Raw genomic sequence first — 22,644 nt, 5'->3', positions numbered from 1 at the left:
TTATTTAGCCACGAATTACTCGAATTATCACGAATCAAATATTGAAAAATGAAAGCTAAAAAATCAGCCGCTTATATTCAAGGCTGGTTTTTCCAAAGTTAATAAGTAAGCCTAACCGAAAGCGGGAGACTTTCAGATAATTCAATGTTTGTGCTATCGCATCAACCGGTATCCCATCTTTATTTGCTTTTACTTCAACAATAATATTATCAAATAAAGTAAAGTCGGCAAAGAATTTATGTTTCAGAGTCTTTCCTTTATAATTAACAGAGTGCTCATCTTCTCTCAAAAAATTAATATCTCTTTCCACAAATTCAAGTTCCATCGCGTCTTTATATACTACTTCCAGGAAACCAAAACCAAGTGTTCTATGAACTTCCATACAGGCTCCGACAATTTCATAGACTTCGCTCTTGTAAAGCATATTGTTCATAAAAAGCTTTTTAAAATTGGCGAATTTAGCCACGAATTACACTGATTGCAACGAGGGTTTATTCAATTTCAATAACCTCTTTATTCGTGCTTATTCGTGTAATTCGTGGCCACAAAATCATTCCTCTGAAGTCCTGGCTCCCAGCAGCAGCAATTCACTTACCTGTATTTCGGTAATATATTTTTTGTTGCCGTCTTTATCATTATAACTGCGGTTTACCAGCTTTCCTTCCAGCGCTATTTCCTTCCCTTTGTCCAAATATTTTTCCGCTATTTCAGCTACCTTACCCCATGCCACCACCCGGTGCCATTGAGTCTCTGTTACTTTCTCTCCTTTTGCATTCCGATAGCTTTCGCTGGTTGCCACATTAAACGTGGCCAGCTTTTTACCGCTTTCCATTGTTTTTACTTCGGGAGCATTGCCCAGGTTTCCGATCAATTGCACTTTGTTTTTTAATGCGTACATAACTTTAAGTTTTGTGTCCCGTCTACCGGAACGGTGTTAAAATTTGTTATCTCAATCAACCCTGCATCGGATTGACAAAACAAAGATGGGGTCGTGAAAAAGTGGTAGCCGGTTTTTAACCCTTTACTTGCGGATGTAGCCGTTTGTAAACGGTTGTACTTATAAAATATTTACTTACCTTAAACTCTCAAACCCATGACAGCACGATGCAACAAGAAAAAGTAGAGCCCAAAACCTGCCTTGCCTGCGACAAGCCGCTGAAAGGCCGTTCGGATAAAAAATTTTGCGATGACTATTGCCGGAACAATTACAATAACCAGCTAAAATCGATTACCAATAACCAGGTACGGAATATTAATAATGCTTTGGGTAAAAACCGCCGCATAATGGAGGAACTCCTGCCTTCGGGAGAAGAGATGGCCAAAACCACCAAGGAAAAACTTTTGCAACGAGGGTTTTTATTCAAATACGTCACTCATTTATATACAACCAAATCGGGCAAGACTTATTACTATTGCTATGATTATGGCTACCTGCCGCTGGAAAACGATTGGTATTTAATTGTAAGAAGAAAAGAAGAGTAAAAGCTTTTTCCCCATTTAACAGGGTCTGATTTTTGTGACTTTGAAAGAGTCAACAAAATTTAGTCACCTTAATAATTTTTTATGGGAAAGCTGAGTGGAAAAACGGTGGCCATTCTTACTGAAAACGGGTTTGAAGAAGTTGAATTAACAAGTCCCAAAAAAGCACTGGAAGATGCCGGAGCCAAAGTGCATATTGTTTCGCCTCAACAAGATAAGGTCAGGGGATGGGATCATGATCACTGGAGCATTGAACTGCCGGTGGATGTTCACATTTCCAAAGCAAAGTTTGCAGACTATGATGCGTTGGTTTTACCGGGAGGGGTTATAAATCCTGATAAACTAAGACGAAACAAAGGAAAGTGTGGCCTTTGCGCAACAGTTTTTAGAAGCCGGTAAGCCCTTGGCAGCCATCTGCCATGGCCCTCAACTCTTGATAGAAACCGGCCAATTAGAGGGAAGAGACATGACTTCCTATGCCTCAATCAAAACCGACCTGGAAAATGCCGGCGCCACCTGGCACGACAGGGAAGTCATCGTTGACAACGGATTGGTGACCAGCAGAAGTCCGGAAGACCTTGAGGTGTTTAATACGAAAATGATAGAAGAAATTGGCGAAGGTATCCATGCTCCTATTCCGAGTCATTGACAATCAGGTTTTGAAGTCTAATTTCTAAAACAAAACCCCCAACAAATAATTGCTGGGGGTTTTGTGGTGTGGGGCGGGATCGAACCGCCGACACAAGGATTTTCAGTCCTTTTCCGCCTCCGGCGGATACCGCACCTGCCGCTCATTTAAATAGTCCTTAATTATTGACTTTATCTTTTCTCTGCCTTGGCCGCTCTTGAAAAAATTTTCACGACTCATTGCCTCCTGTTTGGTTTCAAAACACTCAGTAAAAATTAACTCCCAGGGGCGATATCGTAACGTGAAGCCCTTTGCCTCTGTTGCATTATGTTCAGTTACCCGTCTTCGAATATCATTGCTAAATCCAGTATAGGTTTTACCAGAAGAAGGAGAATACAGGATATACACATAATACATATCCACAAAAAAGCCTCTGACTTTGTCAGAGGCCTTTCGTGGTGTGGGGCGGGATCGAACCGCCGACACAAGGATTTTCAGTCCTTTGCTCTACCGACTGAGCTACCGCACCTTTTCCCTATCGGGGTTGCAAATATAGAGGGAATTCACATAAAATCCCCATTTTAGTTCCCTAAACTTTTTACCGGAATTTACATCCCGTATTCACTCAGGAATTTGATGCGCATGATCTTTAATTGCTCCCAGTTAAAATTATATTCGGCCAACTCCTCCTGTGCTACCTGTAAAGAAGAAGTGTCGCAGCCTTTGAAATATTCAATGATTTCATCCTGGTCATCTTCATCCAGCATTTCATCAATGGCATAATCCAGGTTTAACTTGGTACCGCTTGCCGCAATGGTTTCCATCTCTTCCAGCATTTCATCAATCCGCCATCCTTTGTTTTTGGCGATAGTTTCTAATGATACTTTCTTATCGGTGTTTTGAATGATATACACTTTATTACCGCTCTTATTCACCACACTCTTCATCACGAAATCATCCGGCTTTTCAATATTATTATCCTCTACGTATTTCGCAATCAGTTCCACAAATGGTTTACCATAACGAATGGCTTTCCCCTTGCTAACACCCTGGCATTTCTCCAAATCGGTGATAGAAGTAGGATACATGGTTGCCATATCCTGCAGTGATGTCTCCAGGAAAATAACAAATGGCGGCAGGTTCTTTTTCTTCGCTTCCTTTTGGCGAAGCTCTTTCAGCATTTCAAATAATTTTTCATCAGTGGCTGACCCTGTGGATGCTTCAGCTGCTGCTTCCTCGTCATCAGCATTCGCATCGTCATACAAATGGTTCAGGATTACCTTGAATGATTTTGGCTTTTTGAGAAATGCTTCTGTCTTCCTGGTAAACTTCAACACGCCATACTCTTCAATGTCTTTGGTCAGCAATCCTTCCAGGATCAACTGGCGGATCAATGAATTCCAGAATAAGGCATCCTTTTCATTTCCGCTGGCGAAAATGTCGAGGCCATCATGCCGGAACATCTTGATCTGCGGCGTGAGCTTACCCGTTAATATCTGCACGATATATTCTGTAGCGAATCTCTCATCCAACGCTTTGATAGCTTTCAACGCAATGACGGCTTCATCTTTTGCTTCAACTTTTTCTTTTGGCTGCTTGCAGTTATCGCACTGGCCGCAATTCTCCTGCTCATACACTTCACCAAAATAGCTCATCAACACTTTGCGACGACAAACACCACTTTCTGCATACGCTACCGTTTCATTGATCAGTTGCGCACCAACTTCCCGTTCACTCAATGGCTTGTCACGCATCAAATGTTCCAGCTTGCTCACATCTTTATGTGAGTAGTAAAGAACACATTTTCCCTCGAGTCCATCACGTCCGGCTCTACCTGTTTCCTGGTAATAGTTTTCGATGGACTTTGGAATATTGTAATGTATGACAAAGCGGATATCTGGCTTGTCGATACCCATGCCAAAGGCGATGGTAGCACAGATCACCTGTACATCTTCACTTAAAAATTGATCTTGTCTTTCAGCTCTTAATTTACTGTCCAACCCTGCATGATAAGCAACGGCCTTGATGCCGTTTGCCATCAACAAGTCGGCCAGTTCTTCTGTGGTCTTGCGGTTCAGTGTATAGATAATCCCGCTCTTTGTTTTCATTCCCTTGATAAAGCGAACGATGCTTTCATCCGTTTGATTCTTCCTGATCTTGGGAAGAATTTCGTAATAAAGATTAGAGCGGTTGAACGAAGAAATAAAAATATTAGGATTATGCAGGTCCAGGTTTTTAACGATATCGCTTTGCACTTTAGGAGTGGCCGTGGCCGTCAATGCAATGACGGGAATATCGGGGTTTATCTGTATCATCATTTCCCTCAGCCGGCGGTATTCCGGGCGAAAATCATGACCCCATTCGGAAATACAGTGAGCCTCGTCAACAGCAAAAAAAGATATTTTAAGATCAGAAAAAAACTCAAGATTTTCCTGCTTGGTCAATGTCTCGGGAGCCACGTACAGCATCTTTGTTTTTCCAGTCAGCAGGTCATCATGTACTTCCTTGATTTCTTTCTTTGTCAGCGTAGAATTAAGAAAGTGTGCTACTTCATCATTGCTGCTATAGCCACGAACAAGATCTACCTGGTTTTTCATCAAAGCGATCAGCGGGGAAACAATAATCGCCACTCCTTCACTTACCATTGCCGGCAGTTGGTAGCAAAGACTTTTGCCTCCGCCGGTGGGCATTATCACAAATGTGTCGTGCCCGGCCAATACTGATTCAATTACTTTTTCCTGGGTTCCCTTGAATTTATCAAACCCGAAATGCTCCTGTAAAGCCTTGTGAAGGTCAAATCGTTTTTTCGCAGGATTTTCTACTTTAGTTTTAGCCGTTCTTTTGGTTGCGGCTTTTTTTGCTGATGTTGCCATTACTCTGATATTTCCATCGCACTTTTCAAAATGCAGATATTATTAAGATACTTACTTTTTGTTCCACCTTCCCACTCTGAGTCGGTATTTTATACACATGGCAGCTTCGTCTCCAAACCAATAAGTGTTTACTCTATCTGGGGAGAAATACTTCATTACAAAAAATAATACCCAAAGAGCCTTTTTAAGGATGGCGAATTTACTAAATCTACACTAGATACCGCGTGGCAAAGCGTTAAAGTTGATGCGGCGCATTTACACAAACGTATGTTCTTTTAAAACCTATAATTTTGTCGCTTCAACTATGCCAGTTTCCATAAAAAAGATTGCACTTAATACCATTGATTTGGAGGCCAAATCAATTGCAGGGTTAGCCCGGTTTATTAATAACGACTTTGAAAAAGCAATTGACGCCATTGCCCGGTGCAATGGCCGGATTGTCATCAGTGGTATTGGAAAAAGTGCTGTGATAGCTCAAAAGATAGTAGCTACACTTAACTCTACTGGAACTCCCGCCATTTTTATGCATGCGGCCGATGCCATCCATGGCGACCTGGGCATTGTGCAACAGGACGATGTGGTGATCATCATCAGCAAAAGCGGCGAAAGCCCCGAAATAAAAGTACTGGTGCCCCTGATTAAAAATTTCAACAATATTCTTATTGGCATGGTCGGCAATGTGGATTCATTTCTTGCTAAACAATGCAACATCATCTTAAATACCACTGTTGACCAGGAGGCTTGTCCCAATAACCTGGCACCGACCACCAGTACGACCGCACAATTGGTCATGGGTGATGCGCTGGCCGTTTGCCTGATGGAGATGAAGGGTTTCAAAAGTGAAGACTTCGCCAAGTTTCATCCCGGTGGTATGTTGGGTAAAAAACTGTACCTGCGGGTTTCAGACCTTTCTGCCTCGAATGAAAAACCAAAAGTATATCCCGGACAGTCGCTGAAAGAGGTAATTGTTGAAATGACGCAAAAAAGATTAGGGGTAACAGCGGTGGTGGATGAACAAAATCACTTGCTGGGCATTATTACTGATGGCGATCTCAGAAGAATGCTAAAAAATAATGTCCAGATAGATTCGATAAAAGCATCGGATATAATGACGGTAAATCCCAAGACAATTGGCGCTGATGAACTGGCGATTGAAGCCCTGAACATTTTGCGCAAACATGAAATAACGCAGCTTGTGGTTACCAACAATGGATTATATCTTGGAGTTATACATTTGCATGATTTAATAAAGGAAGGATTCATATAATTTAATCAAAACCATTAAAACACTCCGCCTCGTAACCAATGAATAAACATCATTATGTTGCCATAATGGCCGGTGGTATCGGAAGTCGTTTCTGGCCCAAGAGCCGCACCTCGCATCCCAAACAGTTCCTCGATATCTTAGGTGTCGGAAAAACATTGATCCAACAAACCTTTGATCGCTATAAAAAAGTTGTCCCTGAAGAAAATATCTACATCGTTACGTCCCGTGAATATGTAGATACAGTGAAGGAACAGTTGCCAACTTTACCGGTAGAAAATATATTAGCAGAGCCTTCCCGGAAAAATACAGCTCCCTGCATTGCCTATATTGCTTTCAAACTATCGGAAAAAGACCCTGACGCATTAATGATGGCAGCACCTGCGGATAATCTTATTCTCGACACTGAAGCCTTTGCCGAAACCGCCAACAAGGCCTTCAATTTTGTTGATAGCATTAACGCATTGGTGACGATCGGTATCAAACCCTCCTCGCCCAATACAGGTTACGGTTATATTCAACATGAAATACCCGAAGTAGCGCCCGGTGTGTACGAGGTAAAAACATTTACCGAAAAACCCAACCTGGAGCTGGCCAAAACATTTCTCGCCAGCGGAGACTTTTTGTGGAATGCCGGCATTTTTACCTGGAAAGTAAAAAACATCATTGCAGCATTCGAAAAGTTTCTTCCCGAGATGTACGAGGTATTTGCTGCCGAAAAAAGCAAGCTGAATACTGATGAAGAAGCAAAGGTTATCGAAGCTATCTATCCGCAGTGTACCAATATATCAATTGATTTTGGCATCATGGAAAAAGCGGACAACGTGTTCGTAATTCCGGCATCTTTTTCCTGGAGTGACCTGGGTACCTGGAACAGCGCCTGGGAAAATTCAGAAAAAGATTATTTCAATAATGCAGTGACCGGCTCAAACGTCATGGTTATTGACGCTAAAAATTGCGTGGTAAATGCACCCAATAACAAACTGGTGTTACTCCAGGGTTTGGAAAACTACATTGTGGTAGATACAAAGGATGTCCTGCTCATTTGCAAAAAAGAAAAAGAACAGGAAATCAAGGAATACGTAGCCGAAGTCAAAAGGAACAAGGGAGAGAAATTCCTTTAAATACAAATAAGCTTTAATTATTCACCCCGATTCGTCGGGGTTTTTTATTTTTATGTACAAACATTTCTATGCAGCCTTATCCCCTTCATAACATCCTTTTCCTGGACATTGAAACGGTTCCGCAATTCTCCTCTTATCATGAGTTGCCGGAAAGTTGGAAATTGCTTTGGGATATAAAAGCAGGTTATCTTATCCGCAATAAAGAGGATGAATCGTTTGAGTCAGTATATCCGCGGGCCGGAATCTATGCTGAGTTTGGAAAAATCATTTGTGTCAGCTGCGGTTTTATACAGGGAACAGGTGAGCAGAAAAAAATCGTTTTAAAATCATTTTCCGGAGATAATGAGCAACTCGTACTACATGAGTTTGCAGAGATGTTGAAGAAATGGTCTGCAACGGAACAACGTTATCTCTGTGGCCACAACAGCAAAGAATTTGACTTTCCCTACCTCTGCAGGAGAATGATCATTAACAACATTCCGATTCCCCCTATCCTGAATGTGTCGGGCAAAAAACCCTGGGAAGTCAATCATCTTGATACCATGGACCTTTGGAAATTTGGCGATTTTAAAAACTACACCTCGCTGAATTTGCTGGCACATACACTCAACGTTCCCACCCCAAAAGATGATATCGATGGTAGCATGGTTTGGGAAGTGTATTGGAAAGAAAAAAACCTGTCCCGCATTGTCACCTATTGTCAGAAAGATGTGGTCACCGTAGCTCAAATACTTTTGCGAATGATGGGTGAATCATTGATAAAGCAGGAAAATGTTGAAATAAAAAATTAACGCTGTATGCGAAAAACATCATTGGTCACAGACCAATCTTTACCAAGCAATTTTATGTTTCCTAAAAATTCTTTCTGATCCTTCAAATCATGGTTCTATGAGAATAAATTATTCCTCCGGTTCCAAATGGGAAGACATCGTTGGCTACAGCCGGGCAGTAAAAGTTGGCAATATCGTTGAAGTCACAGGAACAGTGGCGTCAGGCGAAGATGGAGGCGTAGTTGGAAAAAACGATCCCTATACACAAACAAAATTTATCTACCAGCGAATTGAAAAAGTATTACAGCAAGCCGGGGCATCTATGAAAGATGTGGTAAGAGTGAGAATGTTTGTAACCGATATCTCCAAATGGCAGGAATACGGAAGGGCCCACAGCGAATTTTTTAAGCAAATCAAACCATGCAATACAATGGTAGAGGTAAGTGCACTCATCGAACCAGATTATCTGATAGAAATTGAAGCCACAGCGATTATTTCATAAGAGAATACCTGGTTATGGATATTGAACAGCTAAGAGACTATTGTCTTTCAAAAAAAGCAGCGGAAGAAACCTTACCCTTTGGCCCGGATACACTGGTGTATAAAGTAGGGGACAAAGTTTTTCTGTTAACAGGCCTGAACGCAGAACAACTAAGCTTCAATGTAAAATGCGACCCCGATAAGGCAATAGAATTGAGAGAAGAGTTTCCTTGTGTATTGCCGGGTTATCACATGAATAAAAAACACTGGAATACAATCGTCGTTGACGGCTCAGTTTCAACAAAACAATTAAAAGAATGGATCGATCACTCCTATGACCTGGTCATCAATAGTCTGCCAAAAAAGACAAGGGAAGAATTGAACTTGTAAACAGTTAATTTTACCTCCTGTCTTAATTATGAGTGTAAAAATTAAAAGCAAACTGCCCGCAGTAGGTACCACCATCTTCACCGTGATGAGTGGGCTTGCGTCGGAATATAATGCCGTGAACCTTGGCCAGGGATTTCCAGACTACCCGATGAATGAAGAGCTGATGTCACTGGTGAACCAGGCCATGTACAATGGCTTCAACCAGTATGTACCCATGCAGGGCTATACGCCGCTGCGGGAAACAATCGCTGAAAAAATTTATCATTTATATCACAATAACATCAACCCTTCAACACAGATCACCATCACACCGGGTGGCACCTATGCCATTTACACAGCCCTGACAACGGTGTTACAACCTGGTGATGAAGTGATCATTTTCGAACCGGCCTATGACAGCTATATTCCGAATGTAGAGATTAATGGTGCTGTGCCGGTATTGATCAATCTGAAATTTCCGGAATACAAGATCGATTGGCAGGAAGTAAGAAAAAAAATTTCACCCAAAACAAGAATGATCATGCTCAACAGCCCCCACAATCCCACCGGCGCTGTGTTAAGCTATGAAGACATTTTGCAGCTACGATCAGTAGTTGCAAATACCGATATCATTATTCTCAGTGATGAAGTGTATGAGCATTTAATATTTGATGATATACCGCATCAAAGCATTCTTCGCTATCCTGACCTTTTGGAAAGAAGCTTTGTGTGCTTTTCATTCGGCAAAGTTTATCATTGCACCGGGTGGAAACTGGGTTATTGCGTTACCTCGGCAGAGTTGATGAAAGAGTTCCGCAAAGTGCACCAGTTTAATTGTTTTTCCTGCCACTCACCTTCACAAGTGGCGTTGGCCACTTATTTAAAAAACAAAGAATCGTATCTGTCCTTGTCCGCTTTCATGCAATCGAAACGGGATTACTTTATCCGGCTGATGCAGGATACAAAATTTGAATTGCTCGATAGCAAAGGCAGCTATTTTATCTGCGCCAAATATGATCGCATCAGCGATGAAAAAGACAGCGATTTCGCTATTCGTATGACAAAAGAATTGGGAGTGGCAACCATTCCTGTTTCCGCCTTCTACCGGGCCGCAACCGATAATAAGGTCATCCGCTTTTGTTTTGCCAAAAAAGAAGAAACGCTTGAAAATGCCGTAACAAAGCTGGCAAAACTGTAATCTCTTTTATTCAATTTTTTGCGCTTCTTCCTGGCTCGCATATTCCTCTTCGGGATTGGGTAATAGTTTAATCTTTGACTGTTGTAAGGAGATGACGGAAGAGGCAGAATAAAGGCCGATGTAATTTCCTGAATAGGTATAATCCATCAATGTCAGTTTCACAATATCATCAATGCAGAGTTCGATATAGCTGCCATACCGGATTAGCCGGAAACGAATGGTATTTTTTTCATTCGTCGTAAAAAACCCGGATTGAATATCATTGAAAATAAAATTTTGCCGTGTGTTCAATGGATTAAAACCCCAGGCCCTTATCTGTACCTGTCCATTGTAGACATTAAAAGAAATAAAATAACCATTACCGTCTTTGTCCATATCACTCACCAGGCCCAGCTTGCCCATTCCTTCCACCGCCAGTAATCCTTCCCAGATAAAACTGGCCGACGGCTTTTCAACACAAAAAATTTCATACCCACTTTTCGCCCCGCATGTCCATTTGCCCGATTCGATATAAGAGAATGCCGTAGCATTTGAAAATAACTGAACAGGCTTCACCAAATCATCCTGCTGTATGGTTTTAAAAACCATCTGCTCCCAGCGATAATAACTTTTCAACAACAGTCTTCCTTTTTCATCGGTATCCAATTGCTTGGGCGGCGGCAACACCCGCAGCGCATCTATTTTACCTGCATAGAAAAAATTAAATACCAGTATAAAATCACCATCCTGCACGGTGCGGGCTGCATAATTTCCCTGAGGCAACAATACATCAGCATGAAATGAATGGTATTCGCCAAAAAAATCAGGTGCAAACCAATACCTCACCTTTATATCTTCCCGGATCGATCCCAATAAATAAAATTTACCATTCAACTCAAACACACAGGGACATTCAATATCATCATACACAAATGGTGACAACAGCGGAGGCATTAATTCCACAATATCATTACTGATCTTTACCAATCCCACACAACCTCTTCTTGACACCGGACCCTGGATATTTCTCGCATCCATCAGCAGGTACACTTCACCTTTATGTTCAAACCTGAAAGGATCACGGAAGCTTAACCATGTTCGGGGATTGCTGCTGGCTGTTTCATAATAAATGCCTTTCGGCTCTATGGGAAAAATATTTTTTGTGTTCTTCTTCCAATCCAGCAGGTTTTCCGATTCTGCAAAACCTATTCTTGATACAACACCACGGTCTTTTCGTTGCAGGCCGGTATAATACATTTCAAACTTGCCATTCACTTCGCACACATGCATCGTCCACAACATATCATCGTCCCATTCTCCGGGATGACCCACAAATAATGCATTATTCACTCGTCGCCATGACATGCCATCTCTCGACACAGCATGAGCGATATAATCATGATTAGGAATGATAAGGTGAAACAAATGATAAACACCCTTATGTATAATGACGGTAATGTCGCCTATTTCCCAATCGCTAAAACCTGAACCAGAATACATGCTTACTTGTTTATATAGTTGATTAAAATTACAAAATGCTCACTTGGGCTTAATTGGCTAATTTTGTGCATTCACTTCGCTATACGAATGATGAAAACAAAGTGAGCTGCAACCACCATTCACTATTCATTCACACGGTGAAAATAGTTAGACGAAATGTGTGCCGAAAATCTGTCTGCTTGTCAGATCAGTCTTTAAACTTAACACATACAATCCACCAACCATTCAGGCTGTCTTAAAAGAGCGGAATGGTTTTCGCGTTACGCATTAACAAAAATGTAGAAATAAAAAATAGTACCAATGCAGCAATACTACATTCAGTTATTCAGTCCGCATGGATTAATCCGTTTTAATGATCCGGAGATTGGCAGGGACAGGGACACCGGCGGACAGGTGAAATATGTGCTGGAGCTATTGGAAAATCTTTCTCAACACCCCCAGGTGAGAAAGGTCGATCTCTTCACCCGCAGAATTTTGGATAAACGGGTTTCCTCCGCCTATGAAAAAGAAATTGAGATGGTCAATGATAAAGCCCGGATCGTTCGTATGGTTTGTGGCGGCAATGCATACCGTGCCAAAGAAACATTATGGGATCACCTCGATGAATTCATTGACAAAACCATTCGCTTTATTGAAAAAGAAGATGATTTTCCGGATGTCGTACATGGCCACTATGCCGATGGAAATTATTTAGCCGGACAGATCAGTGAAGTGTTTGGCATCCCTTTTATTGCTACGGGTCATTCACTCGGCAGAAACAAACAATCCATTTTATTAAAAGAAGGATTATCCGCTGAAAAGATCAACGAGAAGTTCAATATGGATCGTCGCATTGCTGAAGAAGAAAGTTTACTCAAAACAGCGGATGTTATCATCGTCAGCACCCGCCACGAAATAGACACACAATATGGTTTGTATGCCAATAAAAATGCGGCCCGCTTTGAAGTGCTGCCGCCGGGGGTCAATACTGATATCTTTTACCCCTTCTATCGTTTCGACATGCCGTCGTTTAAAATGACGATTGAACAGGAGCAGGCATTGTATCGTGTTAACTCCGATATCGAACGGTTTTTGTTTAACCCGGCCAAACCACTTATTCTGTCTATTGGCCGTGCGGATAAACGAAAAAATTTTGAAAACATCATTCAGTCGTATGGCCAGGATAAAGAATTACAGGCGATGGCCAACCTCGCCATCTTTGCCGGGGTGCGAAGAGATATTACACAAATGCCCGCAGACGAGCAGGATATTTTGACCAACCTTTTACTGGTGATGGATAAATATGACCTGTATGGAAAAATGGCCATCCCGAAAAAAAATGATCCCAAATTGGAAGTGCCGGAAATTTACCGGGTAGCGGCCCGAAAAAAAGGCGTGTTTGTCAATGCTACGCCGGGTGAAAATTTTGGCCTCACCATAGTGGAAGCGGCCGCTTGCGGCTTGCCGGTAGTGGCTTCACCAACAGGTGGCCCCAAAGAAATCCTGGAGCATTGTCAAAATGGATTATTGGTAGATGTGGAAAGTCCGGAAGCCATTGCCGATGCGCTGAAAAAAATTATTTCCGACCAGGCGCTATGGGAAAATTTTTCATCCAATGGTATCGTCGCTACCAACCGCGACTATTCATGGCCGGCTCATTGCGACAAATACATGAACATTATCGATAAACTTTTTCAACGAAAAGACGCTCCTGCTTTTGTCAACAAGACAGCTTACGGAAAAAAACTTACCCGTGCCAACCTGTTTCTCATCTCCGATCTGGATGGCACCCTGGTAGATGGCAACGAGACGGAAGGATTAAAAGAATTTGCGCAATGGGTCAATCAGCATAAAGAAGAAATCGTATTCGGCGTAGCCAGCGGACGCAACAAAGAATTAACTGCTCAGGCCTTTGTCAATTATGATCTGCCGGCACCGGATATTCTTATCTGTTCCGCCGGTTCGGAAATTTATTATACCGATAAATTTATTCCCGATAATGGCTGGGAAAGTCATATCGATTATCAATGGAAACGAAATGAACTGCAGCAGGCGCTGACAAAGTTTCCGAATATCCGCCTGCAGGAGCCGGCAGCACAATGGCGCTTTAAGCTCAGCTACTATGTGGACGATACGTTTAATGAAGATGATATGGCCAACCTCTATAAATTTTTAGATGATCATAAATTGCGGGCAAAAATTCTATTAACGGAAAACAAACATCTCGACCTGCTTCCTTTCCGTGCCAGCAAGGGACATGCCGTACGTTATTTAAGTTATAAATGGAAAGTACCGCTGGAACATTTTATTACCGCCGGCAACAGTGGCAATGATCGTGATATGCTGGCCGGAAAATCAAAAGCTATCGTAGTGGCCAATTACAGCAAGGAGCTGGAGGATCTGCGAAAAAATAAGTCCATTTATTTTAGTAAAGAACCGCTGGCCAGGGGAGTATTGGAAGGAATTTTACATCATACCCGGGCGACCATAAAAGACCCTGTCATTATTCGGCATCGGCCAGTTGAATACTGACTCCTTTGCGTAGCGTATTTTGAAACGCTGCAACTGTATCTGTATGCCGGATCAGTTCATTGATTTGTTGTGGTGATGCATCCGCCGTCACCCGTGCCTTGTACTGAAAATTAAAACCCGTTTCACCGGCGACGCCTGCTTTTTACAATAGCTGAAATTTTCATAATAAACATTTTTGATTAACAGCCGGGTTCATTTTGTTGGAGAGAATTGGTGATCATTTTTTTTAAAACCTCCACATCAATATTGCTTAGCTTTTTGATATAAATGCAGACTTTAGCGGTGCTATGTTTGCCCAATTGCTTTAGCAGCTCTTCCCGGTCGTCGAAGGTTGAACCTAGATAAAGAACAATTTGTTTTTTGCGTGGCGAGAAAGCAACCAGCGGCATGTCACCTTCCCGGCCGCTTTCATATCGGTAATGCTGGGAGCCAAAGCCAATGATGGCGGGTCCCCACATTCTGGCTTCGAAGCCTGCCAATTCCTGCATGATCTTTACGAGTTTAAAACAATCTTCTTGTTTTTGCGGATCTTCTACCTTTTTTATAAACTCAGTTACGCTGGCGTCGTTCTCCACTGTTTTTAATTTTGCTTTCGCCATATGCTTCCGATTAAATAAAGCAGCAAATTTTCTTTCATCCGTTAACTCAGTCACTTTAAAGGTAATAAGTTGGAAATACATTTTTCAGTAGTAATTCAACAATACCATATTATTAACCCAACTTTCCATACTTACGCAATGACCACTGGTCATAACCCCAATTGGGAATAGTTGTGGTTTACCACAAACCGGTAAACCAATAACTAGTTTTTAATGCTAATTTGGATATCTTAAAATCAAACACCATGAATCCAAACAAAGCATTATGGGAAAAAGGTGATTTCACCCGAATCGCTGAAACCATGCGGGAAAGCGGTGAAGCGCTGGTCGCCAAATTAGGCATTACCAAAGGTCTTAATGTTCTTGATCTTGGCTGCGGGGACGGGACTACCGCGATACCCGAAGCAAAATTGGGAGCGAATGTCTTAGGTGTGGATATTGCCACTAATCTCGTTGAAGCTGGCAACAAAAGAGTAAAAGCGGAAGGCATCACCAATTGTACTATCCAGGAAGGCGACGCTACCAACTTGCATGAACTAAAGGATCAGTCCTTTGACCTGGTGGTTAGCATTTTTGGTGCGATGTTCGCACCAAAACCATTTGATGTAGCCCGGGAAATGGTACGGGTTACCAAACCCGGTGGAAGAATAGTGATGGGCAACTGGATACCGGGAGACCCCACTCTCGTAGCGCAAATATTAAAGATCAGCTCGGCTTATACGCCACCGCCACCGGAAGGTTTTATCAGCCCGATGCTATGGGGTGTCGAAAGCAACGTAATAGAACGCTTCACTGCTGCCGGCGTACCGAAAGAAAACATCTCTTTTACCAGGGACACATTTACATTTATTGCTCCTTTTGGACCGAAAGAACTGGTGAGCCGGTTCAAAAACTATTACGGTCCTACCATGAACGCCTTTGAAGCCGCAGAAAAAAATGGAAAGGCTGCGGATCTGCAGCGTGAATTAGAAGATTTGTTTGTCAGTCAAAATCAAAGCGGTGACAATAATTCAACTTCGATCCCGGCTACCTTTTTGCGGGTGATGGTTGTAAGGTGAATATAAATTTAAACTGCGGAACTCTCCTTATTGCAAACGTCGAAGCATTGGCGAGGCTGGGTATTTGTTTTTCATCTGCGAAACAAATGCTGATTAAAAATACATTGTTCATTAAAAATTCAGAAGCTGACGGAAAAAGCCCCGTCGATAACTGCGCCGGAGCAGCGAACAACAGCTGGCCTGCTTTTCTCATGCATTGTTGGTTGCAGTTTCAGCCAGGATTAGCTATACTGAAAATAGTTGAATACCGCCTTCTTGTTGGTTAGACTTCCTGAGCCCCACACCAAAGCAAAATTGAGCCCTGCAACAAACCTGCAAGTTCTTATACAGGTGATCTTTGCTTTATTAAATCAATACAAAATGAGTAAAGTAGTTTTAATAACCGGTGCATCTGCTGGTATCGGTAAAGAGACAGCAAAGCAGTTATTGCAAGCGGGAAATATTGTTTACGGTGCAGCCCGTAGAGTTGATAAAATGGACGACATACAGGCTTTAGGCGTCAAGGTTTTATCAATGGATGTTACTAACGAACGCTCTATGGTTGAGGGCGTTAACAGTATTCTAAAAGCAGAAGGAAGGATTGATGTGCTGGTTAACAATGCCGGCTTTGGTTCTTACGGAGCATTGGAAGAAGTGCCAATAAAAGACGCTAAATACCAGATGGAAGTAAATGTGTTTGGCGCAGCAAGGGTGTCGCAATTAGTTCTTCCTTCGATGATTGAACACGGCTATGGGAAAATCGTAAACATCTCGTCCATTGGTGGTAAAATTGCTTCAGCATTGGGGCCATGGTATCATGCCAGCAAATTTGCATTGGAAGCATTAAGTGATAGCTTGCGTAATGAAGTAAGGCAGTTTGGTGTAGATGTTATTGTGATAGAGCCGGGTGGCATCAAAACAGAATGGGGTGGTATTGCAGCTAACAATTTATTGAAGGTATCAGGCAATGGCCGTTACAAAGAAATGGCACAGAACTTTGCAAAGATGCTTACGTCAGTAGATGCGACTTCGGGTATTGAACCAAAAGTGATCGCTGAACTCATTCAAAAGGCAATCACAGCGGAACAGCCGGAAACCCGGTATGCAGCAGGGTTTATGGCAGAAGAAATACTATCTATGCGGAAAACCATGTCAGACCGTGAATTGGATGAAGTGCTGCACAGCCAGCTAAGCATAAAGTAAGAGTCATGCAAAAAGGTTATCAAAGTATACCAATAGACAATATACTTTACTCCTGTGGCAGTAAAATGCAGCGACAGACAGAACAGTTTGTAGACGTACATGTCTTAGGCTATGTACTATCAGGTGAGTTGCATTTTACCACCAGCGAAGGGACAAGAATAGCAAAGGCAGGATCTTTTTCTCTGATAAAACGAAATCAACTTGTAAAAGCAACCAAAGTACCGCCACAAGACGGTGAGTTCAGGTCTATCAGTATTTTCCTTAATCAGGACATACTAAGAAGGTATAGTACAGAATACATCATTGAGCCATCAGGTAAACACATAGAGGCAGGTTTTTTTGAAATACCGCCTGACCCGTTTGTAAAAGCATACTTTGGTTCACTGCAACCTTACTTTGAAACACCTGATAGATTAACGCCTTCGCTGACGGAATTAAAAACAAAGGAAGCCATAGAATTGCTGCTTACGGTTAGCCCTAAAGTAAAGGATGTGCTTTTTGATTTTAGTGAGCCTCACAAAATTGATCTGGAAGCCTTTATGCAACAGAACTATATGTTCAACGTCTCCATAGACACGTTAGCAAAACTTACAGGCAGAAGTAGGGCAGGGTTCAAACGGGACTTCGGGAAAATATTTCGGACAACACCGGGGCAATGGTTGAAACAAAAACGGTTGCAGGAAGCATATCACCTGATCAAAGACAAAGGCATAAAACCGTCCAATGCTTACCTTGATGTAGGATTTGAAAACCTGTCTCATTTTTCCAATGCTTTCAAACAGGCATACGGTTTAAATCCATCAGCCCTGCATTCTCAGTAAACCAACAACAAAAGAAGAATAATGAATTTACAGTCACTATAAGTTGGTGCTACCATACCGAAGCAAAACACAGATTATTTAATAGTGCAGCTATTGGTCCATTTTTTTTTATATCCACATTAATTGCCTCGGGAATATCCGACACTTCAACTCTTTTAAGAGGAGCTGCTATAGGAGTTTTAATCGGCAGTTTATATTTGTTGTGGATATAACAATACAAGAAAATCATTACCGGAAAAGATTGCTACTTACAACAACAATCCGAAAGAGTTTTGAAGTATCAAATTCATTCTCACATTTTTGCTCAATCCCCGATTGCCTCAATACCGAGTTGCTTAAGTCGCTCAAGGTGCTCCTTCATGGCCTTGAGCTGTTCCGGGGAGTGTCCCTGCCAGTCTGTGACCTCACCAGAAACCCGAAGCGGATTCCGGGAACGGTATGACTTTGTTGGATTTCCGGGGTATTTCTTGTCCGTCAAATTGGGATCATCTTCAATCGGGCCTGTTGGCTCTACTATGTAAATTCTGCCGGGTCCTTCGCCCAAGGCAAGTTCAGCTCCCCAAACAGCGGCATCCAGGGTGGCGGTTAGATAGACATAAGATGCTTGTTTCCTCTTACCGTAGTTTGAATTAAAGCCAGGTTCAATCAGGTCTCCCCGCTTCAGATTGACCTTTGTGCCATGATAGAACGTCTGCGAACCCAGGGTGTAGGTAGACGCTATTGACTTGTCTTCACTTCTGTTTGTTTTCACTGTCGTTATATTATTTGTGAAAGTCTTTTCGTGTCTTTTGGGTTGTCCGTTACAAAAATCACTAACCGATTAGGTATGTGGCGGCAATAGCAATTCGTCGTTGAATTTAGTAATAAAGTTTAAAAGTAGGATAGCTGATGGGCTTTTAACGTCCGGCCGCTATAATGCCAAACTGCTTGTTACCGGTTCGGGCTATTGTCCCGGTTTGTCTGCAAACCTCATTGCTAGTCGTTTTCCAACCAATTTTTTTCGGCAGATATTTCTATTCTTTGTTTCATTTTTTTTCGTTTACATATTCTAAAATGTCGCCCGGCTGGCAATTCAACGCTTCGCATATTGCTTCCAGTGTACTAAAACGGATGGCTCTTGCTTTTCGTGTTTTTAAAATGGACAGGTTAGACAGCGTTAAACCCACTTTTTCGGAAAGCTCATTTAGCGACATCTTTCGCTTTGCCATCATAACATCTAAGTTTACTATTATTGGCATAGGAGCCCATGTTGGCGTAGCAGATCTAAATGCGCCTGATCCAATTGCTATTTTATATTATAGAATTTTGCCGCGTTATTATAAAACATACCCTGTTTTTGTTTCTTCTGTCAAAAATGGAGCATTCTCAACGTTTTTAATGGCAAGAGGAATAGCATCTGCCCACGCCATTGCCGGTTTATAGAATTACAGATGTTGAATTACTTTCCGTCAGCCCAATAGTATTGTCAGCCCCGCTTTTGGCATACCCTGTTATGCGTAAGTGCTACTCTTCGTTGCAAGTTATGAGTCATATTATCAGTCATTTTTTTGTCGGCTCATAGTAAAGCGTTATTTGGCCAGAGCTAAAGGTTTTTGTCTTTATGAGTTTAAGTATTTTCCTGTCGTTTATGTTTTTAAATAATGGTAAACCGTTTCCTGCTATAACCGGGTGAACACAGAGTTGATATTCATCAATTAAGTCAAGTTGCATTGAGGCTACTATTAAACCAGGGCTGCCAACAAAAATGTTTTTGCCTTCCTGTTGCTTGAGTTTTAAAACTTCTTCTTTAATACCTCCCGTTACCAACTTTGCATTTTTCCAATCAACATTTTTCAGTGTGCGGGAAAAAACAATCTTGGAAATGTTGTCTATTAATACTGCAAATTCATCCGTTGGTTTGTTACCGGTAGGATTTTTTACTACAGTTGGCCAATAACTTTCCATAAGTTGATATGTTATCCTGCCATATATAAGGGTGTCTGCATTTCTTAATAGCTCATTGTAATGTTGATGTAATTCATCGTCTGCAATCATTGCCGTATGGTCGCAAAACCCGTCAAGTGTCATATTGATTGCTGCAATTAGCTTTCTCATGCAATTCTGTTTAAATTAATTGTCCACTTCTGCCGGCTGGCCAGCGTTTGCACTGTCGCCAAAGCATTATGCGTAACGGCCAGGGCTTTCTGCTGTGCTGATATTTCGTGGTTTGCCAGCCCGGACCGAAGCTGAGTAAAGTTAATGCAGTTGAATGTTATGGTCTGTTGCCCGGCTTTATTCGGTCAGCCAGCATAGCAGAAAAGCCCCATGTTGTTGCAGTGCCTTTTATTTAATGTTATTTGCAAATAATCAACGTTACGTCATTGTCTGACATGAACAGCATTTTGTCAAACATGTAAATAAAATACAACAGAAACTTGATTGCTATGAATTGGGGCGTCCGAAAAACAAGACATATCCGTCAGCATCTTTTATTTCAAAACCCCTTAAATTATCACTGTTGTCATGTATAGGTTTGCTAAATGATACATCATTAGAATTATATTCATCAAACAACTTGTCCGGATCCGCAGTAGAAATATATGCGTCCCACGGTGCCCACTCATGGCGCCCATAATTAGGGATGGGTTTTACATCAGCAGAGACGGCCTTAAGCATGATAGAAACATTGTCCCGACCAACAACAGCCCAATAGGGATCGTCATCCGGGCCAATAAACCGGACTTCAAATCCAAGTTTATCTACATAGAATGAAACCGAAATTTTCAGGTTTTCAATAATAAAAGAAGGCCATATAGAAGTGAGATTTGTCATTGCTTAAATTTTATCTTTTTGAAAATTGTCCCACCTGATTGCAAGCAGCGGTAGGAACCCGCTTATATAAAACCCAAGGCCAAACCTGGGCCCTTTAATCCCAGGCAATGCCATTGTAGTAAAAAAGATACCATGCAAACCATCATGCAGTTTAAAAACAAACCGCCACCTGTTTACTGGCAACAACTGGCAACTGATTTATTAGAATGCATTGTATGATTTTTTAATGCAAAATGCGGTATGGCAGCGCTATTTGCATTCTCAAAAAAACTGTTGAAAAAAACATTGATAAATAAGGTAACGGCCGGAAACAAAAACAGCCCTGTCTGGAATTAAGCATAAAAGACTGTATAAAATTATTTCCATTCTCTCCAGCATCATCTTTCCCTCATACCAATCCCCATAATTACAGACAGTGCCTACCAGCAGGTTTCGTACAACTAAGAGTTCATCGTTGGCACTTCGTGCCCGACGAACTCTTAGTTGTTAGCGGTAGTGCATTACTTTATCATACAGACTTTTTAATTGAATGTCACCAAAGCCATAAATGCTTTCGCGGTTCCAAAATTCTTCGAACACTTTATGAAAATCAGTAGAAATATTTTTTATGATCTCTTCAATAACTTTCTCAGGTCTTCCTTTCGTCCCATCTTTTGGAAAGCGGTCGACATGCGCCTTTACTACTTCTTGCAGATACGGAAAAGCTGAAGATTGATGCTTTGAGAGATTTGTCAACTCCTCAAGGTTACCGTTTTTGTATGCTTTCCACAACTCTTCCCCGAAATTTATGTCGGCTTCACTTAAAGGGATTCTATCTGCATAACAAACTTTAAGTTCATCTGAATTTGCTGGTCCAAAGCCATTCCAAAATTGTTTGCTGGTTTTGTCTAAATACGAAGTATAAACAGCAAAAACTTTTTTCTTTATTAGCAAACTATTGATAATTGAAATAACGAACCACATATTTACTTGACAGAACAAGTCATACTCAAACCAAAGATTAAACTCTGAATTATCAGGCGCATTCGTTATTTTTTCAAATTCTTTTACAACAGAATTATTGTATTCGGTTTCTGTTATTCTCATGTATCTGGCTCTTGATTGCCAAAAGTCATCCAGGTTATCGCCTGATAATTCTCCGTCAATAAGACCTTCTCTAACAACAATAATCTCCCCTTCAATTTTTGCGTCTGGAAAGCTGTAAGCAAGGGAGTCGCCGTTTAAAATATTGTACACCATAACTGCAAGGTTTGCATTACCGTTAACGGTTTTCGGCTTGGCGATGTGGCGGATTTTTAGCACAAAAGAATTCCTACTGTTGAACCTTGCCAAATGTTTCATAGAAGCACTTCAGCCGCCATATTGCCAAAGGACCGATGTTATAGGCTGTGTTTATTTCTTTGTATTTTTAAGATATTCTTGAAATTGTTATTTTTCACAAAGTTCTTTCAACTTGTCGAGTGCTTTTGGGTAGGTCTGGTTCATATAACCTAAAAAATCTTCAGTGGTGTCTAAGTCAACAGTAACGGTTGTAGTCCCATTGTTTTCTTCGAAGGTATAGTTTTCAAATCCGTTTGCCCATTTTTCCACTTCTGGTCCTTCTGTAATTTCCTTGTCAGCTTTTAAAAGACCATAATGTTGAATTGAAACAAATCGGTTGGGAATGTTTTCAGCTACCTTGGAAACCATACCTCCCTTTTCTCCTTTCTCATCTACTCCAATAAATAGAATTTTATTTCCCTTGTCCCAACTTCCTTCATAAGTAGATGTCGGGTTAAACAAAGAAGTCCATTGTTCATAAGTTGATTTACTGTTAATGCCAAGCATAAAATCATATATCTTAGTTACAGGTGCATTGATGCTTACTTTGAATTGTAACCTTTTCATAATATTAATATTTGTTTAAATTGATCTTTCGAGTTGTTATTTTCCGTCATACTTAGCAGTCGATTAACATCGCCTATAACGGCCACAGCTTTGCGTTCGGCAGGGCATTTG

26 protein-coding genes and 2 tRNA genes are annotated in these 22,644 nt (G+C 41.4%); 14 read left to right on the top strand and 14 right to left on the bottom strand.

What is annotated here, in order from left to right; translation table 11 throughout:
- Positions 1-55: 55 nt before the first annotated feature.
- The gene (locus tag ACFEL9_RS25450; protein WP_385896038.1) at positions 56-433 is read right to left on the bottom strand and encodes a GxxExxY protein; all 378 of its coding nucleotides are present in this window, start codon (positions 431-433) and stop codon (positions 56-58) included.
- 117 nt (positions 434-550) lie between these two features.
- Positions 551-898 (bottom strand): single-stranded DNA-binding protein, encoded by a 348-nt coding sequence (locus ACFEL9_RS25445; RefSeq protein WP_385896036.1) that lies wholly within the window; start codon positions 896-898, stop codon positions 551-553.
- A gap of 206 nt (positions 899-1,104) precedes the next feature.
- Between ACFEL9_RS25445 and ACFEL9_RS25440 the strand changes: the two genes are divergently transcribed.
- The 3 genes from ACFEL9_RS25440 (at position 1,105) to ACFEL9_RS25430 (ending at position 2,128) form a co-directional block, all read left to right on the top strand.
- A complete protein-coding gene (locus ACFEL9_RS25440; protein WP_385896035.1) occupies positions 1,105-1,482 on the top strand; it encodes a hypothetical protein in 378 nt (125 codons plus the stop codon).
- An 81-nt stretch (positions 1,483-1,563) separates the two neighbouring features.
- The gene (locus tag ACFEL9_RS25435; protein WP_385896032.1) at positions 1,564-1,878 is read left to right on the top strand and encodes a DJ-1/PfpI family protein; all 315 of its coding nucleotides are present in this window, start codon (positions 1,564-1,566) and stop codon (positions 1,876-1,878) included.
- Positions 1,844-2,128: a DJ-1/PfpI family protein gene (locus ACFEL9_RS25430; protein WP_385896029.1), complete on the top strand. Its 285-nt coding sequence runs from the start codon at positions 1,844-1,846 to the stop codon at positions 2,126-2,128. The genes ACFEL9_RS25435 and ACFEL9_RS25430 overlap by 35 nt, the downstream gene beginning before the upstream one ends.
- Before the next feature lie 64 nt (positions 2,129-2,192).
- Here the strand turns inward: ACFEL9_RS25430 and ACFEL9_RS25425 are convergent.
- The 4 genes from ACFEL9_RS25425 to recQ form a co-directional block, all read right to left on the bottom strand.
- A tRNA-Phe gene (locus tag ACFEL9_RS25425) sits at positions 2,193-2,264 on the bottom strand.
- Complete coding sequence (locus tag ACFEL9_RS25420) at positions 2,231-2,524, bottom strand: GIY-YIG nuclease family protein (RefSeq protein ID WP_385896149.1); 294 nt, start codon at positions 2,522-2,524, stop codon at positions 2,231-2,233. The genes ACFEL9_RS25425 and ACFEL9_RS25420 overlap by 34 nt, the downstream gene beginning before the upstream one ends.
- A 39-nt stretch (positions 2,525-2,563) precedes the next feature.
- Positions 2,564-2,636, bottom strand: a tRNA-Phe gene (locus tag ACFEL9_RS25415).
- A 79-nt stretch (positions 2,637-2,715) separates the two neighbouring features.
- Positions 2,716-4,980, bottom strand: coding sequence for a DNA helicase RecQ (gene recQ, locus ACFEL9_RS25410; RefSeq protein ID WP_385896026.1), 2,265 nt, complete (start codon positions 4,978-4,980; stop codon positions 2,716-2,718).
- A 304-nt stretch (positions 4,981-5,284) separates the two neighbouring features.
- On the opposite strand from recQ, the gene ACFEL9_RS25405 reads away from it, so the two are divergent.
- The 6 genes from ACFEL9_RS25405 (at position 5,285) to ACFEL9_RS25380 (ending at position 10,185) form a co-directional block, all read left to right on the top strand.
- Positions 5,285-6,247, top strand: coding sequence for a KpsF/GutQ family sugar-phosphate isomerase (locus tag ACFEL9_RS25405; protein ID WP_385896023.1), 963 nt, complete (start codon positions 5,285-5,287; stop codon positions 6,245-6,247).
- 38 nt (positions 6,248-6,285) lie between these two features.
- Positions 6,286-7,368 carry a mannose-1-phosphate guanylyltransferase gene (locus ACFEL9_RS25400; RefSeq protein WP_385896020.1) on the top strand — a complete coding sequence of 361 codons (1,083 nt, stop codon included), beginning with the start codon at positions 6,286-6,288 and terminating at the stop codon, positions 7,366-7,368.
- A gap of 68 nt (positions 7,369-7,436) precedes the next feature.
- A complete protein-coding gene (locus ACFEL9_RS25395) occupies positions 7,437-8,159 on the top strand; it encodes a ribonuclease H-like domain-containing protein (protein WP_385896018.1) in 723 nt (240 codons plus the stop codon).
- A gap of 97 nt (positions 8,160-8,256) precedes the next feature.
- Positions 8,257-8,640 (top strand): RidA family protein, encoded by a 384-nt coding sequence (locus ACFEL9_RS25390; RefSeq protein WP_385896015.1) that lies wholly within the window; start codon positions 8,257-8,259, stop codon positions 8,638-8,640.
- Positions 8,641-8,654: 14 nt separating this feature from the next.
- Entirely contained in the window at positions 8,655-9,008 is a 354-nt protein-coding gene (locus ACFEL9_RS25385) for an MmcQ/YjbR family DNA-binding protein (protein ID WP_385896012.1), read from the top strand.
- Between the two features lie 28 nt (positions 9,009-9,036).
- The gene (locus tag ACFEL9_RS25380) at positions 9,037-10,185 is read left to right on the top strand and encodes a methionine aminotransferase (protein WP_385896009.1); all 1,149 of its coding nucleotides are present in this window, start codon (positions 9,037-9,039) and stop codon (positions 10,183-10,185) included.
- 6 nt (positions 10,186-10,191) lie between these two features.
- Here ACFEL9_RS25380 and ACFEL9_RS25375 read toward each other — a convergent pair whose 3' ends face one another.
- Positions 10,192-11,664, bottom strand: coding sequence for a glycoside hydrolase family protein (locus ACFEL9_RS25375; protein WP_385896006.1), 1,473 nt, complete (start codon positions 11,662-11,664; stop codon positions 10,192-10,194).
- A gap of 300 nt (positions 11,665-11,964) precedes the next feature.
- Here ACFEL9_RS25375 and ACFEL9_RS25370 point away from each other — a divergent pair, with 300 nt between their 5' ends.
- A complete protein-coding gene (locus tag ACFEL9_RS25370) occupies positions 11,965-14,175 on the top strand; it encodes an HAD family hydrolase (protein WP_385896003.1) in 2,211 nt (736 codons plus the stop codon).
- A 179-nt stretch (positions 14,176-14,354) separates the two neighbouring features.
- Here the strand turns inward: ACFEL9_RS25370 and ACFEL9_RS25365 are convergent, their stop codons facing one another.
- Complete coding sequence (locus ACFEL9_RS25365; protein WP_385896000.1) at positions 14,355-14,855, bottom strand: DUF1801 domain-containing protein; 501 nt, start codon at positions 14,853-14,855, stop codon at positions 14,355-14,357.
- Between the two features lie 164 nt (positions 14,856-15,019).
- Between ACFEL9_RS25365 and ACFEL9_RS25360 the strand changes: the two genes are divergently transcribed.
- The 3 genes from ACFEL9_RS25360 (at position 15,020) to ACFEL9_RS25350 (ending at position 17,835) form a co-directional block, all read left to right on the top strand.
- Positions 15,020-15,832, top strand: a complete 813-nt coding sequence (locus ACFEL9_RS25360; RefSeq protein ID WP_385895997.1) for a class I SAM-dependent methyltransferase — start codon at positions 15,020-15,022, stop codon at positions 15,830-15,832.
- A 360-nt stretch (positions 15,833-16,192) separates the two neighbouring features.
- Positions 16,193-17,014: an oxidoreductase gene (locus tag ACFEL9_RS25355; RefSeq protein WP_385895995.1), complete on the top strand. Its 822-nt coding sequence runs from the start codon at positions 16,193-16,195 to the stop codon at positions 17,012-17,014.
- A gap of 5 nt (positions 17,015-17,019) precedes the next feature.
- Positions 17,020-17,835, top strand: coding sequence for a helix-turn-helix domain-containing protein (locus ACFEL9_RS25350; protein WP_385895992.1), 816 nt, complete (start codon positions 17,020-17,022; stop codon positions 17,833-17,835).
- 304 nt (positions 17,836-18,139) lie between these two features.
- Here ACFEL9_RS25350 and arr read toward each other — a convergent pair whose 3' ends face one another.
- Positions 18,140-18,556 carry an NAD(+)--rifampin ADP-ribosyltransferase gene (arr, locus tag ACFEL9_RS25345; RefSeq protein WP_385896146.1) on the bottom strand — a complete coding sequence of 139 codons (417 nt, stop codon included), beginning with the start codon at positions 18,554-18,556 and terminating at the stop codon, positions 18,140-18,142.
- A gap of 304 nt (positions 18,557-18,860) precedes the next feature.
- Positions 18,861-19,001, bottom strand: coding sequence for a helix-turn-helix domain-containing protein (locus ACFEL9_RS25340; RefSeq protein ID WP_446753371.1), 141 nt, complete (start codon positions 18,999-19,001; stop codon positions 18,861-18,863).
- Here ACFEL9_RS25340 and ACFEL9_RS26195 point away from each other — a divergent pair.
- Positions 18,946-19,257 carry a hypothetical protein gene (locus tag ACFEL9_RS26195; protein ID WP_446753372.1) on the top strand — a complete coding sequence of 104 codons (312 nt, stop codon included), beginning with the start codon at positions 18,946-18,948 and terminating at the stop codon, positions 19,255-19,257. The two genes, ACFEL9_RS25340 and ACFEL9_RS26195, sit on opposite strands and share 56 nt — an antisense overlap.
- A gap of 117 nt (positions 19,258-19,374) precedes the next feature.
- Here the strand turns inward: ACFEL9_RS26195 and ACFEL9_RS25335 are convergent, their stop codons facing one another.
- The 4 genes from ACFEL9_RS25335 to ACFEL9_RS25320 form a co-directional block, all read right to left on the bottom strand.
- On the bottom strand, positions 19,375-19,929 hold the full coding sequence (locus ACFEL9_RS25335; protein ID WP_385895987.1) for a dihydrofolate reductase family protein: 555 nt from the start codon (positions 19,927-19,929) through the stop codon (positions 19,375-19,377).
- A 327-nt stretch (positions 19,930-20,256) separates the two neighbouring features.
- A complete protein-coding gene (locus ACFEL9_RS25330) occupies positions 20,257-20,646 on the bottom strand; it encodes a VOC family protein (protein ID WP_385895985.1) in 390 nt (129 codons plus the stop codon).
- A gap of 486 nt (positions 20,647-21,132) precedes the next feature.
- Positions 21,133-21,885 carry a hypothetical protein gene (locus tag ACFEL9_RS25325; RefSeq protein ID WP_385895982.1) on the bottom strand — a complete coding sequence of 251 codons (753 nt, stop codon included), beginning with the start codon at positions 21,883-21,885 and terminating at the stop codon, positions 21,133-21,135.
- Between the two features lie 189 nt (positions 21,886-22,074).
- The gene (locus ACFEL9_RS25320; protein WP_385895980.1) at positions 22,075-22,533 is read right to left on the bottom strand and encodes an SRPBCC domain-containing protein; all 459 of its coding nucleotides are present in this window, start codon (positions 22,531-22,533) and stop codon (positions 22,075-22,077) included.
- Positions 22,534-22,644 lie beyond the last annotated feature (111 nt).

The sequence above is a fragment of the Terrimonas alba genome (assembly GCF_042434975.1).
GTDB lineage: Bacteria > Bacteroidota > Bacteroidia > Chitinophagales > Chitinophagaceae > Terrimonas_B > Terrimonas_B alba.
The sequence above is the reverse complement of the archived record's forward strand: the minus strand, read 5'-3'. Positions and strand labels throughout refer to the sequence as shown.

What these genes read in the sequence shown, in the direction of transcription:
- ACFEL9_RS25450 (WP_385896038.1), bottom strand. Translation starts at nt 433, where the DNA reads ATGAACAATATGCTTTACAAGAGCGAAGTCTATGAAATTGTCGGAGCC.
- ACFEL9_RS25445 (WP_385896036.1), bottom strand. Translation starts at nt 898, where the DNA reads ATGTACGCATTAAAAAACAAAGTGCAATTGATCGGAAACCTGGGCAAT.
- ACFEL9_RS25440 (WP_385896035.1), top strand. Translation starts at nt 1,105, where the DNA reads ATGCAACAAGAAAAAGTAGAGCCCAAAACCTGCCTTGCCTGCGACAAG.
- ACFEL9_RS25435 (WP_385896032.1), top strand. Translation starts at nt 1,564, where the DNA reads ATGGGAAAGCTGAGTGGAAAAACGGTGGCCATTCTTACTGAAAACGGG.
- ACFEL9_RS25420 (WP_385896149.1), bottom strand. Translation starts at nt 2,524, where the DNA reads ATGTATTATGTGTATATCCTGTATTCTCCTTCTTCTGGTAAAACCTAT.
- recQ (WP_385896026.1), bottom strand. Translation starts at nt 4,980, where the DNA reads ATGGCAACATCAGCAAAAAAAGCCGCAACCAAAAGAACGGCTAAAACT.
- ACFEL9_RS25405 (WP_385896023.1), top strand. Translation starts at nt 5,285, where the DNA reads ATGCCAGTTTCCATAAAAAAGATTGCACTTAATACCATTGATTTGGAG.
- ACFEL9_RS25400 (WP_385896020.1), top strand. Translation starts at nt 6,286, where the DNA reads ATGAATAAACATCATTATGTTGCCATAATGGCCGGTGGTATCGGAAGT.
- ACFEL9_RS25395 (WP_385896018.1), top strand. Translation starts at nt 7,437, where the DNA reads ATGCAGCCTTATCCCCTTCATAACATCCTTTTCCTGGACATTGAAACG.
- ACFEL9_RS25390 (WP_385896015.1), top strand. Translation starts at nt 8,257, where the DNA reads ATGAGAATAAATTATTCCTCCGGTTCCAAATGGGAAGACATCGTTGGC.
- ACFEL9_RS25385 (WP_385896012.1), top strand. Translation starts at nt 8,655, where the DNA reads ATGGATATTGAACAGCTAAGAGACTATTGTCTTTCAAAAAAAGCAGCG.
- ACFEL9_RS25380 (WP_385896009.1), top strand. Translation starts at nt 9,037, where the DNA reads ATGAGTGTAAAAATTAAAAGCAAACTGCCCGCAGTAGGTACCACCATC.
- ACFEL9_RS25375 (WP_385896006.1), bottom strand. Translation starts at nt 11,664, where the DNA reads ATGTATTCTGGTTCAGGTTTTAGCGATTGGGAAATAGGCGACATTACC.
- ACFEL9_RS25370 (WP_385896003.1), top strand. Translation starts at nt 11,965, where the DNA reads ATGCAGCAATACTACATTCAGTTATTCAGTCCGCATGGATTAATCCGT.
- ACFEL9_RS25365 (WP_385896000.1), bottom strand. Translation starts at nt 14,855, where the DNA reads ATGTATTTCCAACTTATTACCTTTAAAGTGACTGAGTTAACGGATGAA.
- ACFEL9_RS25360 (WP_385895997.1), top strand. Translation starts at nt 15,020, where the DNA reads ATGAATCCAAACAAAGCATTATGGGAAAAAGGTGATTTCACCCGAATC.
- ACFEL9_RS25355 (WP_385895995.1), top strand. Translation starts at nt 16,193, where the DNA reads ATGAGTAAAGTAGTTTTAATAACCGGTGCATCTGCTGGTATCGGTAAA.
- ACFEL9_RS25350 (WP_385895992.1), top strand. Translation starts at nt 17,020, where the DNA reads ATGCAAAAAGGTTATCAAAGTATACCAATAGACAATATACTTTACTCC.
- ACFEL9_RS26195 (WP_446753372.1), top strand. Translation starts at nt 18,946, where the DNA reads ATGGCTCTTGCTTTTCGTGTTTTTAAAATGGACAGGTTAGACAGCGTT.
- ACFEL9_RS25335 (WP_385895987.1), bottom strand. Translation starts at nt 19,929, where the DNA reads ATGAGAAAGCTAATTGCAGCAATCAATATGACACTTGACGGGTTTTGC.
- ACFEL9_RS25330 (WP_385895985.1), bottom strand. Translation starts at nt 20,646, where the DNA reads ATGACAAATCTCACTTCTATATGGCCTTCTTTTATTATTGAAAACCTG.
- ACFEL9_RS25325 (WP_385895982.1), bottom strand. Translation starts at nt 21,885, where the DNA reads ATGGTGTACAATATTTTAAACGGCGACTCCCTTGCTTACAGCTTTCCA.
- ACFEL9_RS25320 (WP_385895980.1), bottom strand. Translation starts at nt 22,533, where the DNA reads ATGAAAAGGTTACAATTCAAAGTAAGCATCAATGCACCTGTAACTAAG.